Genomic DNA, 16,560 nt, shown 5'->3' with positions numbered 1-16,560 from the left:
GACGCGTGGACAGCCCTCGATCATCGCACATCACAGCGATCCGCGGAACGCCTTGTCCTGAAGAGATGCGAACAGTGCGTCCAACTCGGCCAAGCCTGCATGATGGGTCACCTTCAGGCCACCGACCGCGGCGATCCGTTCAACGAACGCCCGCTGCATTTCAATCGGCGGAGTCGGAATCGGAATCGAACCAAGCCCCTCTACATTCAGGTTGTACTGCCCGGCAGACGTCTTGCAGCGCTCACGCAAGGCAGATCGACCCGCTGAAGTGCGCAGGTATTCTTGAACAAAGACTGGAAGCACTTTCCCCGACCGGAGTCTGGCACGGATCAAATATGATGCATAGACGTACTCGTCGGCTGGGAACCGGGTCGAAGCGACAGAGCTCTCTTCAAAAACTGCGCAACGCCCTACATATTCGGGGTTCCCATTCGTTCGCACAAAGAGCAGGTCGCCATCCTTCAAACGAAGGCGATTGAAGTCGCTCGGAGAAACCGGGACCAGCTTCAGTTCGGTCAGGTCAAGTGCGCCACCTACCACGTTCGGGATACGCAATGCCGGCTTACCCTCCGGACCAGACTTATTGGATGTGCCGTATCGAAACTCCGACACCAAGTCGCGCAGGCATTCGACGCTCCAGCCCTTCGGGTTGGCTTGTAAATCTCCGAACATTTCCAAGAAGATGGATGTAGCCAACTCATCGAGGCGCCGGAGCGCCTCTCGGCGTTCAGCGCGTAGCACGTCGACACTGTCCAGCACATCCACGATACGCTTTTGTGCAGCAGGGTCGAGTAGGGGCACCTCTAGCTCTCTGAGCTTGTCGATGGGAAAGTTGTCGGCCGTTGTAGCCCTAACCCAGCTCAAAATTAAAGAGGAGCTCGCCTTGATAAAGCGTGCGAGATAGTCGGGACTTATCGAACCCAACGGAATGAGCGCCTTGATGTCCTGGTTTATCGCAACTGGTCTACGATTCAAGCCAACAGGCAAGGTGTGCTTAAGGACACCAGACCGCACGACAACGAGAATTGAGTTCGACTCAACCAATCGGGTCGAACTCCCGTCCAGCCCAGCCTGAGTAATGCCAACCTGCGCCCTATCGATGGACCAGGATTTCATATCCTTCGGAGTAACCCACGGAATATCGCCTCCGTAGTAATCCGGATTGTTGCGACTAGGGGTCCCACCGCCAACGATTCTGACCAGTTCGCCGACTCGAGCAGTCCGCGTCTCACTCATCCGAGCATCGCCTTCAGGTCGGACATGCCTTGCTGGATCTCGGCTTCGATTCGTGCGAGGTCATTCAGAATATCGAGCGGGGGCCGGTGCTCGACGGTCTCGCGCACAACCTTCCTGTAGCGACTGAGGCTGAGATCGTAACCTTGAGCGACGATATCCTCCTTCGGAACGCAAAAACTTTGCTCGGTTCGCGCCCGCTTCCGTTCGTCGCCGTTGCGCTGAGCCCAGCGGGCGAGTACGTCCGGCAGATTGTTCACAGCGTGGTCCGTCTCGTTAAAAGCGACCTGCGGCACTGGGCCGAGCTTCTCCTCGGGCAGTAGTGGCGTCCGCTTATCATCTAGACTCCACCCGTCGGCGCTCACGTCATAGAACCAGACGTTTTCGGTTCCACCGCTATTTGTCTTCGTAAAGATCAGGATGGCTGCGGAGACTCCGGTGTAAGGCCTGAACGTCCCGCCGGGGAGCTTAATTACCGCGTCGAGCCTGTGGTCGTCCACAAGCATGCGACGTAGCTCCTTATACGCTTTACTGCTCGATCCAAAAAGTACGCCGTCCGGCACGATGACCGCCGCTTGACCTCCGGGCTTCAGCAATCTGAGAAAGAGTACCAAGAAGAGCAGTTCGGTCTTCTTCGTCCTGACGACCTGGAGCAGCTCGCGGGCGGTGCTCTCGTAGTCGATGCTGCCGGCAAACGGCGGATTGGCCAAGATGACCGAGTACTTTTCCACGTCTTCGCTAACGCTCTGCGCTAGTGAGTCACGGCGTTCGATGATCGGGTTTTCGACACCGTGCAGGAGCATGTTCATGCTGCCGACTCGGAGCATCGTGCTGTCGAAGTCGAAGCCGTGGAACATCTCGTGGTGATAGTGCCGGTTGCGCTTCGGGTCGTGGAAGAGGTCGGGATGCTTCCGGCGGACGTACTCACTGGCCTCCATCAGGAAGCCGGCGGTGCCGCAGGCCGGGTCGCAGATGGTGTCGTCCGGGCCGGGGCCGATCATCTCCACCATCAGCCGGATGATGTGTCGGGGCGTACGGAACTGCCCGTTGTGGCCGGCAGTAGCGATCTTGCTGAGCAGATATTCGTACAGGTCGCCCTTGGTGTCGCGGTCCTCCATCGACACGCCGTCAAGCATGTCGACTACCCGCGACAGCAGCGCCGGGTTGGGGATGGTGAACCTGGCGTCCCTCATGTGAGACGAGTAGGTCGAGCCGTCGCCACCGAGCGTGCGCAAAAACGGGAAGACGTGCTCCCCGACGATCTCGAACATCTCACGAGGCTCGACGCTCTTGAAGTACGACCAGCGCAACTCCGCATACGGCTTGCCCTTGGGGTCGTCGCCTTCGGGGTAGATCGGGCGGTCGATGGGCTTGCCGGTGCGCCGGGCCTTCTTCAGCGCTAGGTCATGCACCTCATCCAGTCGCCGGATAAAGAGCAGGTAGGTGATCTGCTCGATCACCTCCAGCGGGTTGGAGATGCCGCCCGACCAGAAGGTGTCCCAAATCCGGTCGACCTTGCTCTTCAGCTCACCAGTGATCACGTAGCGTCGTCCCCACCGTCTTGATCCATCTCGCCTGAGCCCGTAAGGCTATGACGCTGACGCCGGTCGAAGGAACCGGCACTCACGCAGTCTTGCGCCACGTGTCGGGTTGTTGACTCAGTGAGGCCGCCGGGGCGCGTAGGCAGCCGCTTCGTGGTAGGCGGTGCGATTGCTGCGGCGAAAGCTCGCTGACGCCAGGGCGGCCGAACTCCTCCTCTGGAGTTCACAATCCTGCGGCGCAAGGGAACGACGATGTCCGGAGGGCCCTGGAGCAGATGCCCATCCCCTCCTTCAGCACGTTGAGCGATACGGGGCTGACTGCGGGTGGTGTCTTTGGATAGGGTCGGCGCCAGAGATCGCGGTCCATCGGTCCTGGGGAGACGTTGGCATGGAGTCGGTGGCGTCGGCCTTCGGTCGGGCGGTGGCGGCGCACCGAGAAGCGGTGTCGCATGCGGAGGCCGCTCGTGCCCGATTGCGCGTTGGGGCCGGACAGAACGGCCCATCTGTGCAGGCCAGCGAAGATGCCCGACGTTTCGCTGCCGGTATGCAGCGAATGGCCGAGGGATTGACGCCGGGCTGGTTGGGGTGCCGGCTGGAAGCTGCCGCCGCAGCCCTTCCGTCGGGTGTCGATGCGGCTGTTGGGCGCCCGCTTGCTGTTCGGCTGGGTGAGGCGTCCCCGGTCGCCGACGGCGTCTTTGGTGTCGTCGTACCGTTCGTAGGGGCCGGCCATCTGGCGGTCGACAGCGACGCCCGCGATCCCTCGGTAGCGCGGTGGCTGCGCGGCTTGCTGCTGCGAGTACTTGCGGCGTTGCCGGACGGCGCACTTCGGGTCGCGGCCGTGGACGGAGCGACGCTCGGGGCGGTGTTCGGCCCGTTCCGCGCAATGGTGGAGGCGGAGGCGTGGCGAAGGCCCGCGATCGACCTTCCGGGTCTCCAGCAGGTGCTGGCTGAGGCGGAGGAGCGGATCGAGCGGGTTCAGGACGGCGAGGCGGATCCGTCGGTGCTGCTGGTGTGCGTTGCGGCGCTGCCGCAGGGCGCGGCGCGTGCGGAGTGGTCGCGGTTGGCGGCGATCGCGCACGCCGGTCCGGCCGCAGGTGTGTTCCTGCTGTTGGCCGGCTATCCGCCGCCTCAGCATCCGGGGCTGGAGGCGGCGCCTCGATTGGAACGGACGACGCATCTGACAGCAGCCGGCGGCGGATTGTTCAGGGTTTCGGACCCGCCGGGTCCGTACCGGTTCAGTGACGACGGTGCGGGCTTGGCGGTGCCGATGCGGTTGGACGGAGGCCCGTCGGACGATCTGATCGAGACGGTCTGTCGCAGATTGGCGAAAGCAGCGCGGGTGCAGGCGTCGACGGACTTCACGGCGTTGATGCCGGTCGAGATTTGGCAGGAGTCGTCGGTCGGCGGGCTGCGCACCGTGGTGGGCCGGGAGGGCCGCGCCGAGTGTGTGCTGGCGCTGGATGATGCGACGCCGCACTGGTTGGTGGGTGGTCGTACCGGGTCGGGCAAGACCGTCTTCCTGCTGGACATGCTCTACGGTCTGGCGTCGCGCTACTCCCCGGACGAGTTGGGCCTGTATCTGCTGGACTTCAAGGAGGGGGTGTCGTTCGCGGAGTTCACCCCGACGGCGGTAGACCCGTCGTGGATCCCGCACGCCCGCACCGTGGGCATCGAGTCCGACCGGGAGTACGGGCTGGCGGTGCTGCGCACGTTGTCGCGGGAGATGACCCGGCGGGCGAGCGAGCTGAAGCGGGCCGGGGTGACGAAGCTTGCCGACCTGCGGGCCGGGCGGCCGGACGTGGCGATGCCGCGGCTGGTGGCGGTGATCGACGAGTTCCACGTGCTGTTCGAGGGTAACGACCCAGTGGCCCGCCAGGCGGTGGCGCTGCTGGAGGAGTTGGCGCGTAAGGGCCGCTCCTATGGCATCCACCTGGTCCTGGCGTCGCAGACGATCTCCGGGGTGGAGGCGCTGTTCGCCAAGACAGAGTCGATCTTCGGGCAGTTCCCGCTGCGGGTCGCGCTCGCCGGTGGTGGTGGGATCCTCGACCAGCTCAACGACGGTGCCGACAACCTTCCGATCGGCGCAGCCGTCATCAACGCGGCGGCCGGGATACCGGGAGCGAACCGGGTGATCCGCTTCCCGAACGCCGATGCCGCGTCGGTGACCGCGCAGCGACACCTGCTGTGGAACGCCCGCCCGCCGGGCGACGCGCCACCCGCGGTGTTCGCCGGCTACGCCGAGCAGCACCCCGACGCCGATCCCACGTTCGCCCGCCTGTCTCCGAACGTACGGCGACGGCGGGCCCTGGTCGGCCGCGCCGTCGACGTCGGCCTACCGACCGCAGGGTTCACCCTCGACGCCACTCCAGGTAGCCATCTGGCCGTACTCGGCACCTCCCCAGTCGGAGCCGACGTCCTATACGCAGCCGCGGTCAGTCTGGCCCGCCAGCACGCCCCCGGCACTGCCCGCTTTCTCATCGCGCCGCTTGTCGCCGCTGCCGACGAGGCGGCCGACGCCGCCGTCGAGGCGATCACCGCAGCCGGCCACCACTGCGAAACCATCACCTCGACCCAGTACCGGACGCATCTGGTCGACCTCGCCCAGCAGTCCGAGCCTGGCGGCGGGCAGGCGACGTACCTGGTGGTGTTCGGCGCCGACGCCGCGAGCAACCTCCTCGCGGCCAGCGACCCGATCACCTACCGCTCCGGACACGAGGACCTGCGCGCCGTGTTGGCCAACGGTCCCGGCCACGGCGTGCACCTGCTCGGCTGGTGGCGCACCCTGAGCCGGTTCAACGACGACGTCGGCCCCACCGGCGGCGGTGAGGTCGCCTGCCTCGTCGCGCTCAACCTGCCCAGCAGCGACATCGGCTCCCTGCTCGGCGACTACGCCTCCGAGTGGCAGTCCCGCCCCAACCGTGCCCTGCTGATCGACCGCAACGACAACCGCCGCACCCTCATCGTCCCCTACGTACGCCCCGGCACCCTCGACCAGATCGACGACCTCACATGAGCGACCCCGTCACCCCGATGCCCCGCGACGGCGGGTGGGCCGCCTACACCGACCACGCCCGCCGCCTTGCGGCCCTCCTACAGAACGAACGCTCACGAGCCGAGCAGCAGGCCACAGCAAGCCGCAGCGGGCAGGCCGCCCTCGACCAGATCACCCACCGGCTCGCAACTCAGCGGCAACACCTTCACCAGCTCGCCGCCACGCTGCGCCTGCCCGAGCCGCACATCGGCGGCATCGCACCCAGCCCGGTTCCGGACCCGGCCGAGGCGCTTCGCCGGGCCGTCGCAGCTGCTGACGCGGCCGATACCGCCGCCGAGCACGCCCATCGGCAGGCCGCGCAACCACCGTTGCTGCCCGGGCTCACGCCGCTGGCCCGCAACGCTCTCGTCTACACCGCCGCGGCGACCCTCGGCACCCTCGCCTCGCTGCTGATGTTCGCCGTCAGCCCCGATGCTGACCTCGGCCGCATCCCGTGGCAGCTCGTGCCGTGGTCGCTGTGTGGGCTGCCCGCGCTGGCGTTCTTCGCCGGCTACCTCACGATCAGCCTCGTCGGTCAGCCGCGGATCGGCGGAGGAGGTACTCGGTCCGCCCGCGCAGGCGGAGTGATCTGTTTTGTCGGCATGCCGATCTTGTGGTTCATCTTCATCGCCGCGACCCGAGGCTGAACCCGCAGACGCACCTGCCGCCGGTGGCGGGGCGTTGGACACCACGACCCAGGGGAGGAAGATCTAGTGGCCACCATCGGAGACATCAAGGCGGGCCTGGCCCACGGCAAGTCCGAAGCCGACAGGGCGCTCGCCCAACTCGCCGGCGTCAATGCCCAAGTCGACCGGGCCATCGCCGTGCTCCAAGCCCTCGCCGCCGGCACCCAGCAGCCCGCTGTCATGGGTGCCATCGGCAAACTCAGCGCCGCAAAGCAGAAGTTTGGCGAGGGCGCCGGCCTCATTCAGGCCGCCGTCGCCCAGACCGAGAAGTACAACGCCGTCCTCTGACACCGATCCTCGGAAGGTCACCCGATGCCCACCGTCATCGTTCCCGTCGGCCTCAACCTCGGCCCCTCCTACCGGTACGTCACCCCGCCCGATCCGACCCCGGAGTACTGGGAGGTGCGGCTCGGCAGCGATTCCGAGGAACTGACCGACGAAGAGTTCCAGGTATGGGGGCGAGCCTTCCTCGACCCAGAGCGGCACGCTCGCTTGGAGGTCAACCGCGAGTCACTTCAGCGGGACGTGATCGCAGCCGGCAACGGCCCTGGCAACCCGGTGCCGGTCATCGAGCGACTCCTTGACCGGGGGCTATTGATCGAGTTCGACCCGGATAGTGAGCTGGAGAAGCCGTTCCGGCGGATCAAGCTCCACCCGCTCGCGGAAGGCATGGGCAACACCCCCGAGGAGCCGGACCGACGCCTCATCGGCCATAACGGGCAGGCCCTCGTCAAGGTGAACTTCACCGTCTACAACCTGTGGGCATTCTCCTCGACCGTTGGCTCCTTGTGGGACGCCTGCGCAATCGCTACTCAGCTTGCAGACGAGCAACGCGCTAGCGGTGAAGACATCGACGAGATGACAGCGGGTGAGCTGGCGCTCGATGCGGCGAAGGTAATTCCCATGCTGGTTGCCGCCGGGTGCGCGTTCTTGGAACCGGCGCAGTAGACGATGTTCGGGCTGGGCAGACAAGGCCGAGGTCGAACGAGAGACGCACGAGTCCCGGGCACGCGTGGGAAGGCGGCCGGAGCGCTCACGGCGGCAGCAGGAGCTGTACGTGACACCGCCGTCGAGTCTGCTCGGGAAGGCATCACCAAGGTCAGCGAGAAGATCGGCAAGGCTGCAGGGGCCGGTATAGCTGTCGCGGCCACTGCAGCCGCCGACGCTGCCGGTTATCACCCTTCCCCGCTGATCGCGGTTGGTGCCGCCTACGCCGGTATGAAAGTCGGCGGCCTGGCCGGGCGGGCCATGAACGCCGGACTGGATCGGATCACCGCCGGGCGGGGTGGCGGTCCGATCGGGTCGGTGATGGCGGAGTTGAGCATGGTGCTGCAGACGCTCGATCAGGTAGGACGCGGCATCGCCGAGGTCGTCGACTCGGTGAATAAGGCTCAAGCCCACTTCCAGAAGGTCAGCCGGGGCGGGGGCAATAACCTGCTGAACAGCGCGGTGCGTGCTTGCCGGCAGGCGCCTGTCCGCCTCGAAGAGGGCGTGGACGAGGTGAAGCAGGCTCAGGATCTCGTCGGAAAGCACTTGGTGGCGGTGGCGACGGCCGGTGGCTGAGCGCCGGCCATCACCGCACTCCACCACGTCATGGAGGGTCAGCCAGCCGACAGGTCGCGCTGTGCCGGTTCGTCGGCTTGCGGGACCCGTTGAGGGCCGGGTTGGCGGGGACCGGTGTCGCTCTGCTCGTCGGGATTCAGCTCGGCCTTCCGCTTGCCCTCGGTCGGCTGCCGTAGCGGCATGTCGATGCCGATTGCTCGGGCGTACTCGGCGAGGATGTCGCCGGCTTCGGCGAGCAGCCATGAGCCGTCGCGGAGCTTGACGATTCCTTGGGCGTAGTTGCCCAGTGCGCGGTTGACCAGGGGGTTGGTGGCTCCGGTGGTCAGGGCGCGGAACTCGGCTCGGGCGTTCTCGGCGTCCTGGATGACGACCTTGGTCAGGTCCTGCTGTTGGCCGATGGAGACGTGCAGGTCTCGGAGCGCGGCGGTGATGTCGGGCAGGGTCACGGTTTGTACCTCCGGGTGAGGTGGGCTGCGGGATCGGGGCCGGCGGTGATGCGGCGGGCGTTGATGAGCTGCGGTCGGGTCGCGCCGGGTGTTCGTCGAGGTAGGCGGCCGTAGCGGGTGAAGGTGGCGGCGGCTTGATCGTTGGTGGGGCAGGGGCCGATGAGCTGGCAGCGCAAGCAGTAGCCGGTGGCGCTGGAGGTGACGTGCTCGTCGAGCGCTCGCTGCGCGGTCGTGAGCTGGTCGATGGCCGCTGCGGACAGGTAGACGGTGGTGGCCATGTCAGTCCTGTGGATGTGGGAGGGCGGCGACGCGGGCGAGGACGTTCCGGAAGCGTCCGGTTTGGCCGGGCGAGATCATTTCGATGCCTTCGAGCCACACCCACTGGCCGTCGTACCAAAGGCTGAGGTCGAGGCGGACGCAGACGATCCGCAGTCGAAGCGGGTCGCTGTCGTGCTGGTAGTCCTGTTCGCGTAGGTGCACGACGTCGCCGGGTGCGACGGCGACCTCAGGTGTGATCGGCGTGGGGGTCACAGTCCGCTCGTCCAACTCTTTCGGCCGGGATGCGGGCGGGATCTGCGGCCGCCGCAGTCGGGGCAGTTCAGTGCCGACCCGCACCGTCGGCACCATCGGGACTTGACCTTGAACAGGAATAGTCCGGCGGCGAAGCCGAGCATCGCGACCACCGCTAGGACGAGGGATGGAACCACTGCGTTGCCTCCCTGACTCGGCCTCTCGTGGGGGGACGCAGCCCGCTTCGGGTGACGGGCTGCGTCCCGTCGAGAGGCGTCCGAGGCCGGACGGGCGGTGGGCCCCTGGGAGCGCGAGCCCACCGCCGTACCGCGCGGCTTCGTGGGCCGCACCGGCCTGAAATGCTCATGCCCATAGTGCCTATGCACTAGTGCGAATGCAAGGATTGCATTCGCATGTACGCCACTTGCCCGGCCTGCCTGAAGGTTGCATCCGCACGGCGGGCACACTCTGACTACGACAGGAGCGAAGGGACATGGAGTTGTCAGCTCGACGGCAACCGCCCACCGTGCGCCTCCGGCGGCTCGCGGCGGAGCTGCGCAGCCTGCGCACCGCCGCCGGCCTCACCCGCGACGAGGTCAGCGAGCAGACCGGCATCAATCCCACCACCCTCTATCGCATCGAAACGGCCAAGGTCCGCCCACAGCGGCGCACCCTGATGGCGATGCTGGACAAGTACGGCGTCACTGACGAGGACAAGCGCAGCGAACTCATCGCCCTGTCCCGTCAGGCCGCGCAGCTGGGCTGGCTCCAGGCGTACGAGTCGGAACTCCCGGAGCTCTACAGCACGTACATCAGCTTCGAAGCCGAAGCCCGCTCGGTCCGCAACTACGAGTCGCTCTTCGTGCCAGGCCTCCTGCAGACCGAGAACTACGCCCGCGCCGTCATCCGGGGCGTGTTGCCGCTGGCGACCGACGCGGATGTGCAGGCCCGGGTGGAGGCGCGCGTGCAGCGGCAGGAGTCGCTCCGCAAGACGGAGCCGCTGCGCCTCTGGGCGATCCTCGACGAAGCCGTCCTGCACCGGCTGACTGGCGGACCAGCCGTCATGGCCGAACAGCTCGACGCCCTGGTGAGCGCGGCGGGCCAGCCGCACGTCACGCTCCAAGTCATCCCGTTCACCTCGGGCGCGCACGCCGGCATGCCCGGCTCGTTCGTCGTCATGGACTTCCCCGACCCAGCCGACCCCGCCCTGGTGTACGTCGACAGCATGGCCGGCGACCTGTTCCTCGAACGGGAAGCAGACGTCCGCCGCTACACCAGCACCTACGAACACCTCCGCGCTACCGCACTCGACCCAACCAGCTCGATCAAGCTGATCCAGGAATACGCCGCAGCGATCAGTCAGAAAGGAGGGACGGGATGACCTCAGCCGACCTGTCCCGCGCCCAGTGGAAAAAGAGCACCCGGTCCAGCGGGAACGGACAATGTGTCGAGGTCGCCGACCTCGCCGACGCGGTAGCTCTCCGGGACAGCAAGGACCCAACGGGCCCGGCTCTCCTGTTCCGCCGAGAAGGTTGGACCAGCTTCCTAACCAGCGCCAAGCAAGGACAGTTCACCCACCGGTAGGCGTATGCGTACGTCGGCGACCATGAGCGCGCTTCTGCGCGTGTCCGTTACTTGCGCCACCAGGTTGCGCGTCCGCGCATGCCGTGGTGCCAGGTGTCGGCTTGGAGTCGGGCGTTGTCGATGGCCTGTTGGTCGCGTTCGGAGCGGTATTCGCGGCGGGGCTCGGTGGGGCTCCAGTCGCCGATGAAGGGCCGCAGGTCGCCGGGCTTCGGCTCGATGTCGAATTCGATGCCGGCGAGGGTTCGTTCCCCTTGTGTGGGGTCGAGGCGGTCGGCGGCGGCTCGGGCCCAGTCGATCCATCGGGTGCGGTTGCCCGAGTCGGCCAGTTCGTCGGGTGCGGCGTGTTCGAGAGCGTCGCAGAAGGCGCGGATCTCGTTGGCGGAGATCCAGGAGTCGTAGGCCCGCCGGAACGCCTTCTTGCGCAGGAGTTCCACGGCCTGGGGGCGGGCCTCGTCGATGGCCGCCTGCCAGCGGCGACGCTCCTCGGCCTCCCGCCGATTCAGCTCGGCGACGTATTCGTCGTGGGCCCGCTGAGCAGCCTGCTTAGCTTCCTCGTCGGCGGCGATGCCGGCTTCGACGTCGCGGATGATGCGGGGAAGGCGCTTCTCCAGGGTGGTCCGCTTGTCATCGGCCCAGGTGTCCTTCTTGTCCCATCCAGCGCGGGCAATTTCCATCCGTAGCCGGCCGGAGGCGACCCGGTCGGTCTTGGGCAGCACCATCCACCGGTTGCGCCGTAGCTGCCGGGCCTCCTGCTCGGTGGGGACGTGTGGGATCTCGTCGTACTCCTCGATCAACCGGACTCTGCGACGGGTCTTGTCGACCTGGAGGTAAACCGACGGGTTCTTCGTCTTGGTGTTCACACCGACCCGGTGGCCCCGCCGTCGGGCCTCGGCGGCGAGGCCACGGATCAGGTCCAGCGCCCGAGGAACAGATGCCTCCGTCACCTCCAGCCCGGCCGGGTTCCTCGCCAGGGCGGTGAACACGAGGTCGGGGTCGGTGGTGACGCGGCGGGTGTTGAGCCGGATCCGGTTCCAGTCCGTCTCGTCCGGGTCATCGTCGTTGGACAGGCGAATGATGAGGTCTCCGGCGGCGCGGCCGGTGTGCTTGAGGTGGAACCCGGCGGGCACGAGACCGTGCTGCTTGGCCGCGTGAATGACCCGCCGCCACCGGGCCCGTTCCTCAGAGCCGGGGCTCTCGACTCGCACCGTTCCGCCCTCGGCTTGGAGGCGCTCCACGAGTTGCCGGGCCTGCTCCACCGTCGCGGCGGCGGGGGTACCCGCCGAGCCGGCCGCGGTGACGGCGCCGCCCGCTTCCGACTTGGCCGACGCCGACTCACTCCGCTTGGTGGTGTTGACGAGGCGGGCTCGCTGGCGGGGAGCCGCCGCGCCGCCCAGGAGCCGGTCAGGATGGTCAGGATGGATGCCATTGTCGAGGTAGAAGCGGCCGGCGTCGGTGATCTGCGCCCGCCATACACCGCCTCGGCGACTGATGTCGACGAGACGGCGGGTCTGTAGGGCACGGGCCGAATGACGGTGATCGAGACCGTCGGGACCGCTCAGGTCGTCCCCGTCGCCGATCCGCCGCAGCAACAGCAGTTGGTGTTCCTTCAGCGGATCCCATCTCTGCACCCTCCGAACCTTCGACTGCTGCGGCCTCATCCGCAAGGAGCGACACCCCGCCGTCGAGTGGACGCAGGTGGACTGAGGAGCACTGGGGATAACGGAGTCGGACGCAGCAGCACAGAGAGACGCAACCGTCAAGACCTGTTATTCGATCGTTACCGAAAATAGGCTTGACCGGGTGGGGGTTGCCGGGGCGTACTGGATGAGCGTTCCCCGCGCGGCTGGCCTGTCCCGGTCGCGTCCCGACGCAGGCGGCACCCTTTCGGGTGCGCCTGTCGTCGTTCACGGCAGACGTCGTCGGGACGGGGGCGCTGGGTGATAGGAGGACCGCTGATGAAGGACCTGACGCCGGCGAGTTAAGCCGCCGCCCACGACGGGGCGCTTGCGCTTCTGTCGTGGTAAGTCCGTGCCGACGAGCACCGGGGCGCCGCTTGGGCGCTGTTGAAGATCGTCGGCACGTCGCGTGCTCGACTCCGCCGCTTATCCCTGTTCGTATCGACGGTGGCCTGCCCTGTCAGGTCGTCGCGACCACTACTGCCCGAATCCGGTCGGCCCCCTCGCGGGGCTGACTCGTTCGTTGACATGTCCACAGTGACCCCTGACCTCCGCATTTCAAGGTCCCGGCCGGCGTCACCCGACGCAGATCCGCTCTGCCCGCCGTCCGGCGACATCCGCCCCGGCACAACCCAACAAGAAATCCCTTCTCACCTTGGAGTACATCCTGTTCACGCAACGATCCTTACCGCCGCTGGCGGCTACCGCATCTCCGACGTCTCCCGCTGACAGCGGCGGGCTTGACCTCCCGTTGCGGGTCCCGCTTGGTCTCCCACTTGGCGTCCCGCTTCAACAGGACCCTCTGGTTCGACTCACAGCCCAGGTCAGGGCCGCTGTCAGTACCGTCTGTCGTGCTGCGACAGACCCTCCGACTGGGTCTCTCCCCCTGGGTTGGTGGTGACGCATGCCTGATCAGCTGCTTCGGGTCCAGGCCCAGCTCACCGACCGCGACCTCGTCCTGCTCGGCTGGCTGGCCGACCACGGCGTGCTCACCTCCTTCCAGATCGCCGAAGCCCTCTACCCGTCGGTCGACTACGCCCAGGAACGCCTGCGGGCGCTGGCACAAAAGTTGGGGGTGGTGGACCGGTTCCGGCCGCAGAAGCCCGACGGCGGCTCCTACCCCTACCACTACGTGCTGGCGCAGCTCGGCGTCGAGGTCGTCGCCGCGCAACGCGGCGACGACCTGCCGCGCAAGGACCAGGCCCGCAAAAGGCGGTGGCACCTGACGAGGCGGGCGAACCTGCCGCACCTGCTCGGGGTCAACGGCTTCTTCACCGCCCTGGCCGGGCACGCCCGCACCCACCCCGGCAGCGAGTTGGTGCGCTGGTGGCCGGCGGGACGCTGCCAGCAGATGGGCGCCTTCGCCGAACCCGACGACGACGTCACCGTCCGCATCTACCAGCCGAGATCACGGCCGGACGGACACGGCATCTGGGCCGACGGCCACCGCCGGGTGCCGTTCTTCCTGGAGTACGACCTCGGCACCGAACGGCCCTTGTCCCGCCTGGTCGACAAGATCGACGGATATCGGGAACTCGCGCACGTCACCGGCCGGATCTGGCCGGTGCTGTTCTGGCTGCACTCCCCAGCCCGCGAGCGTCACCTGCACCAGGAACTCGCCGCAGCCGGGACGATCTACCCGGTGGCCACCGCCGTGCATGCCGAGGTCACGGGCATCAACCCGGCTGAGGCGGGGTGGTGGCTGCACCGCCACCACGGGGCGCCGATGCGCCTGGCCGACCTCCCCTCCGCCGACAGCCGCACCGAACAGGCCACCTGACCCACAGCGGCGACCTACCCCCTGGTGACCGGACACGCGCCCACACAGGCGGCGGCAAGGGCCATCACGCCGCCGACCCCCTGGGTCAGCGGACGCGAGGGCTGCCTCCCGAACCACGATGCCGGCCACGGCCGGCACAGCGCGGCAAGCCACCGCCACTCCCTCTCCCGGCCGGCGGGGCGCGGACCATACCTCCGCTCCCGCCGTGAGGCAACGCTTCGCAACCGTCAGCCGCTCTCCGACGCCCCGCGTGAGTTTCCGTGAGCCGCTGACAGTCCGCATCGCTTCCCGGTGACAGCGCTCGGAGGTATCGTCCCCGCCCCTTCACCCAAGGCAGAGCAACCGCCTTGAGTCGGCTCTTCCGCATCAATCGGATCGATCGCGCCAACCCGCGCAGGAAAGGAAACCTCATGAACGAAGGACTCCGACCCCCGCAGCTTCACACGCTTCTCGGAGGACCGTGGCCACCGCGCCGAATGACGACGACAACGCCGTCCGGAGCTATCCTGACCAACCGCAACACGGCACCGCCACCAATAACGGCGGCGCGAAACACGTCCCCACCAACGAAAAGAAAACGACGATTCCGATGCGAATCGCACGCGTCGGCACCATTCCCATGACCGCCGAAGACCTCGACAACGCCGCCGAAGCCCTCGCCGTCCTCCTCAACCAGTTCTGGCGCGAACACCCCAACCTCGCCGCCTGAACCCTCGCCCGACACCGGGGCGGCCCACCCGCGCGTGGGCCGCCCGTCGGCCGAGCCATCCCAACCCCGCACGGAGGAACCACCCTCATGTCAGACAAGCCCACCCCCACCAGCGCACCGAAGCGACGCGGCCGACGCGCCCTCACGAGCACCCAGCCCGACACGTCGACCGGCGCGTGCCGGGTGTGTATCTACATCCGGCGCTCCACCGACGACGAGCACCAGCCCTTCAGCCTGCTCGCCCAACGCACCGCCCTCAAGAAGTACGTCGAGAGCCACCCCGGCTGGGTCTTCGTCTGCGAATTCGAAGATGACGCCTCCGGCGCCACCACCGACCGCCCCGGCTTGAAAAAGGCACTCGATGCCGCGAAAGCCGGCATGTTCGACGTCCTACTCGTTTACCGAGTAGACCGATTCAGTCGAAGCCTCGCTCACTTCATCGACCTCGCCGCCACCCTCGACGCCGCCAACGTACGATTCGCCTCCGCCACCGAACCCGTCGACACCGGTGGTGCGATCGGTCGCATGATGCTGCAATTCCTCGCCGTGTTCGCCGAATTCGAACGCAACATGATCATCGACCGGGTAAAGAGTGGCATGACCGCGAAAGCCAGCAAAGGCCAATGGGCCGGCGGCAACCGCCCCTACGGCTACCTCGTCGACCGCGACACCCAACGCCTGGTGCCCCACCCCGACGAGGCACCCATCCTGCGCGACATCTTCCACCTCTACACCCGCGACCGTCTCGGCACCCGCGCCATCGCCACCGAGTTGAACTCCCGCGGCGTCCCCAACCGCACCGGCAAACAATGGTCCGGACACACCATCAACCGGATCCTGGACAACCCCGCCTACCTCGGGGACATCGCCTACCGCGACATCCACGTGCCCGACGCCCACGAGCCGCTCATCGACCGGGACACGTTCCGCCGCGCCCAGGACATCGCCGCGGCGCGCGGTGACGTCCAAACCCAGCGGGCCATGTCCGACTCGGACTACTACCTCACCGGCCTGTTGACATGTCCGCAGTGCGGACAGCGCTACGTCGGCACATCCGCCAAAGGCCGGACCCGCCGCTACCGCTACTACACCTGCTTCACCCGCACCCGCTACGGCAAACACGCCACCTGCACCGCACCCCGACTCCCCGCCGACGACCTCGACCACATGATCCTGCGGGCCCTGCACGACTTCTACACCACCGCCGAACCCGTCCTCGCCGCCATGATCGACCGCGCCCACGCCCAGCACGACACCACCGCCGACGACCGGCGCGCCGAACTCACCGCCATCGCCCACCAGATCACCACCACCGCGAACGCGATCGACCGCTACCACACCGCGTTCGAGAACGGCACCATGGACGACGCCACGGCCGGCCCTCGCATCCGCGAACTCCGCCAACGCCTCGCTCAACTCCAAGCCCGGCACACCGAACTCGACGCCGGCCTGGCGGTCCAGCCCGCGCCCCCGCCGCCCGGCACCGTCGCCCGCATCCGCGACCACCTCAGCACCATCATGACCAGCGGCACCGCCACCGAACGCAAAGCCGCCATCGAGGCTCTCATCGCCGAAGTCCAACTCACCGACCAGGGAGTCGTACCCGTGTTCAAGATCCCCAATGACACGACAATGCCCCCGCCCGAAACGGACGAGGGCACCTCGAAAGAACCACCGGTTCGCACAATGGTGCGGTCGGTGGGGCGGGCGGGACTCGAACCCGCGACCGAGGGATTATGAGATCAAGTTGGGCGACCCGGCGACCTGCCCGAGTGGGCTCCTAGCAGGGCAATCGCCTCTC

Annotated in this window: 16 protein-coding genes; 10 read left to right on the top strand and 6 right to left on the bottom strand. The window is 67.1% G+C overall.

Annotation, left to right across the window (positions count from 1 at the left end):
- Nucleotides 1–30: 30 nt before the first annotated feature.
- On the bottom strand, nucleotides 31–1,236 hold the full coding sequence (locus GA0070612_RS13220; RefSeq protein ID WP_088988162.1) for a restriction endonuclease subunit S: 1,206 nt from the start codon (nucleotides 1,234–1,236) through the stop codon (nucleotides 31–33).
- Complete coding sequence (locus GA0070612_RS13215; protein ID WP_088988161.1) at nucleotides 1,233–2,774, bottom strand: type I restriction-modification system subunit M; 1,542 nt, start codon at nucleotides 2,772–2,774, stop codon at nucleotides 1,233–1,235. Before GA0070612_RS13215 ends, GA0070612_RS13220 begins: the two co-directional genes overlap by 4 nt.
- 388 nt (nucleotides 2,775–3,162) lie before the next feature.
- Between GA0070612_RS13215 and GA0070612_RS13210 the strand changes: the two genes are divergently transcribed.
- The 5 genes from GA0070612_RS13210 (at nucleotide 3,163) to GA0070612_RS13190 (ending at nucleotide 8,054) form a co-directional block, all read left to right on the top strand.
- Nucleotides 3,163–5,787, top strand: coding sequence for an FtsK/SpoIIIE domain-containing protein (locus GA0070612_RS13210; protein ID WP_088988160.1), 2,625 nt, complete (start codon nucleotides 3,163–3,165; stop codon nucleotides 5,785–5,787).
- Nucleotides 5,784–6,452 (top strand): hypothetical protein, encoded by a 669-nt coding sequence (locus GA0070612_RS13205; RefSeq protein ID WP_088988159.1) that lies wholly within the window; start codon nucleotides 5,784–5,786, stop codon nucleotides 6,450–6,452. Before GA0070612_RS13210 ends, GA0070612_RS13205 begins: the two co-directional genes overlap by 4 nt.
- 66 nt (nucleotides 6,453–6,518) lie before the next feature.
- Nucleotides 6,519–6,779, top strand: coding sequence for a hypothetical protein (locus GA0070612_RS13200; RefSeq protein ID WP_088988158.1), 261 nt, complete (start codon nucleotides 6,519–6,521; stop codon nucleotides 6,777–6,779).
- A gap of 24 nt (nucleotides 6,780–6,803) precedes the next feature.
- A complete protein-coding gene (locus tag GA0070612_RS13195) occupies nucleotides 6,804–7,439 on the top strand; it encodes a hypothetical protein (protein WP_088988157.1) in 636 nt (211 codons plus the stop codon).
- A gap of 186 nt (nucleotides 7,440–7,625) precedes the next feature.
- Complete coding sequence (locus tag GA0070612_RS13190; protein WP_088991473.1) at nucleotides 7,626–8,054, top strand: hypothetical protein; 429 nt, start codon at nucleotides 7,626–7,628, stop codon at nucleotides 8,052–8,054.
- A 38-nt stretch (nucleotides 8,055–8,092) separates the two neighbouring features.
- Here GA0070612_RS13190 and GA0070612_RS13185 read toward each other — a convergent pair whose 3' ends face one another.
- From GA0070612_RS13185 to GA0070612_RS13175, 3 genes are read right to left on the bottom strand one after another with little or no spacing between them, the layout of a single operon-like run.
- Nucleotides 8,093–8,500 carry a hypothetical protein gene (locus tag GA0070612_RS13185; RefSeq protein ID WP_088988156.1) on the bottom strand — a complete coding sequence of 136 codons (408 nt, stop codon included), beginning with the start codon at nucleotides 8,498–8,500 and terminating at the stop codon, nucleotides 8,093–8,095.
- Nucleotides 8,497–8,778 carry a hypothetical protein gene (locus tag GA0070612_RS13180; protein WP_088988155.1) on the bottom strand — a complete coding sequence of 94 codons (282 nt, stop codon included), beginning with the start codon at nucleotides 8,776–8,778 and terminating at the stop codon, nucleotides 8,497–8,499. The genes GA0070612_RS13185 and GA0070612_RS13180 overlap by 4 nt, the downstream gene beginning before the upstream one ends.
- A 1-nt stretch (nucleotide 8,779) precedes the next feature.
- Nucleotides 8,780–9,127: a hypothetical protein gene (locus GA0070612_RS13175; protein WP_088988154.1), complete on the bottom strand. Its 348-nt coding sequence runs from the start codon at nucleotides 9,125–9,127 to the stop codon at nucleotides 8,780–8,782.
- Nucleotides 9,128–9,503: 376 nt separating this feature from the next.
- Between GA0070612_RS13175 and GA0070612_RS13170 the strand changes: the two genes are divergently transcribed.
- Together GA0070612_RS13170 and GA0070612_RS13165 are read left to right on the top strand one after the other, a co-directional pair.
- A complete protein-coding gene (locus GA0070612_RS13170) occupies nucleotides 9,504–10,391 on the top strand; it encodes a helix-turn-helix domain-containing protein (protein WP_088988153.1) in 888 nt (295 codons plus the stop codon).
- Nucleotides 10,388–10,594 (top strand): DUF397 domain-containing protein, encoded by a 207-nt coding sequence (locus GA0070612_RS13165; protein ID WP_088988152.1) that lies wholly within the window; start codon nucleotides 10,388–10,390, stop codon nucleotides 10,592–10,594. The genes GA0070612_RS13170 and GA0070612_RS13165 overlap by 4 nt, the downstream gene beginning before the upstream one ends.
- A gap of 47 nt (nucleotides 10,595–10,641) precedes the next feature.
- Here the strand turns inward: GA0070612_RS13165 and GA0070612_RS13160 are convergent, their stop codons facing one another.
- The gene (locus tag GA0070612_RS13160; RefSeq protein ID WP_088988151.1) at nucleotides 10,642–12,222 is read right to left on the bottom strand and encodes a hypothetical protein; all 1,581 of its coding nucleotides are present in this window, start codon (nucleotides 12,220–12,222) and stop codon (nucleotides 10,642–10,644) included.
- Nucleotides 12,223–13,174: 952 nt separating this feature from the next.
- On the opposite strand from GA0070612_RS13160, the gene GA0070612_RS13155 reads away from it, so the two are divergent.
- The 3 genes from GA0070612_RS13155 to GA0070612_RS13145 all read left to right on the top strand — a co-directional run bounded on the left by GA0070612_RS13155 (nucleotide 13,175) and on the right by GA0070612_RS13145 (nucleotide 16,499).
- Nucleotides 13,175–14,050, top strand: coding sequence for a replication-relaxation family protein (locus tag GA0070612_RS13155; protein WP_088988150.1), 876 nt, complete (start codon nucleotides 13,175–13,177; stop codon nucleotides 14,048–14,050).
- 460 nt (nucleotides 14,051–14,510) lie between these two features.
- On the top strand, nucleotides 14,511–14,759 hold the full coding sequence (locus GA0070612_RS13150; protein ID WP_088988149.1) for a hypothetical protein: 249 nt from the start codon (nucleotides 14,511–14,513) through the stop codon (nucleotides 14,757–14,759).
- Between the two features lie 87 nt (nucleotides 14,760–14,846).
- The gene (locus GA0070612_RS13145; RefSeq protein ID WP_088988148.1) at nucleotides 14,847–16,499 is read left to right on the top strand and encodes a recombinase family protein; all 1,653 of its coding nucleotides are present in this window, start codon (nucleotides 14,847–14,849) and stop codon (nucleotides 16,497–16,499) included.
- Nucleotides 16,500–16,560: the final 61 nt, after the last annotated feature.

Source organism: Micromonospora chokoriensis (genome assembly GCF_900091505.1).
Classification (GTDB): Bacteria; Actinomycetota; Actinomycetes; order Mycobacteriales; family Micromonosporaceae; genus Micromonospora; species Micromonospora chokoriensis.
Note: the sequence above shows the minus strand (reverse complement) of the source record. Positions and strands in the feature narration are given on the sequence as shown.

Bases quoted from the DNA above. Each gene is read 5' to 3' on its own strand.
- GA0070612_RS13220 (WP_088988162.1), bottom strand. From the start codon at position 1,236: ATGAGTGAGACGCGGACTGCTCGAGTCGGCGAACTGGTCAGAATCGTT.
- GA0070612_RS13210 (WP_088988160.1), top strand. From the start codon at position 3,163: ATGGAGTCGGTGGCGTCGGCCTTCGGTCGGGCGGTGGCGGCGCACCGA.
- GA0070612_RS13205 (WP_088988159.1), top strand. From the start codon at position 5,784: ATGAGCGACCCCGTCACCCCGATGCCCCGCGACGGCGGGTGGGCCGCC.
- GA0070612_RS13195 (WP_088988157.1), top strand. From the start codon at position 6,804: ATGCCCACCGTCATCGTTCCCGTCGGCCTCAACCTCGGCCCCTCCTAC.
- GA0070612_RS13180 (WP_088988155.1), bottom strand. From the start codon at position 8,778: ATGGCCACCACCGTCTACCTGTCCGCAGCGGCCATCGACCAGCTCACG.
- GA0070612_RS13175 (WP_088988154.1), bottom strand. From the start codon at position 9,127: ATGGTGCCGACGGTGCGGGTCGGCACTGAACTGCCCCGACTGCGGCGG.
- GA0070612_RS13170 (WP_088988153.1), top strand. From the start codon at position 9,504: ATGGAGTTGTCAGCTCGACGGCAACCGCCCACCGTGCGCCTCCGGCGG.
- GA0070612_RS13165 (WP_088988152.1), top strand. From the start codon at position 10,388: ATGACCTCAGCCGACCTGTCCCGCGCCCAGTGGAAAAAGAGCACCCGG.
- GA0070612_RS13155 (WP_088988150.1), top strand. From the start codon at position 13,175: ATGCCTGATCAGCTGCTTCGGGTCCAGGCCCAGCTCACCGACCGCGAC.
- GA0070612_RS13145 (WP_088988148.1), top strand. From the start codon at position 14,847: ATGTCAGACAAGCCCACCCCCACCAGCGCACCGAAGCGACGCGGCCGA.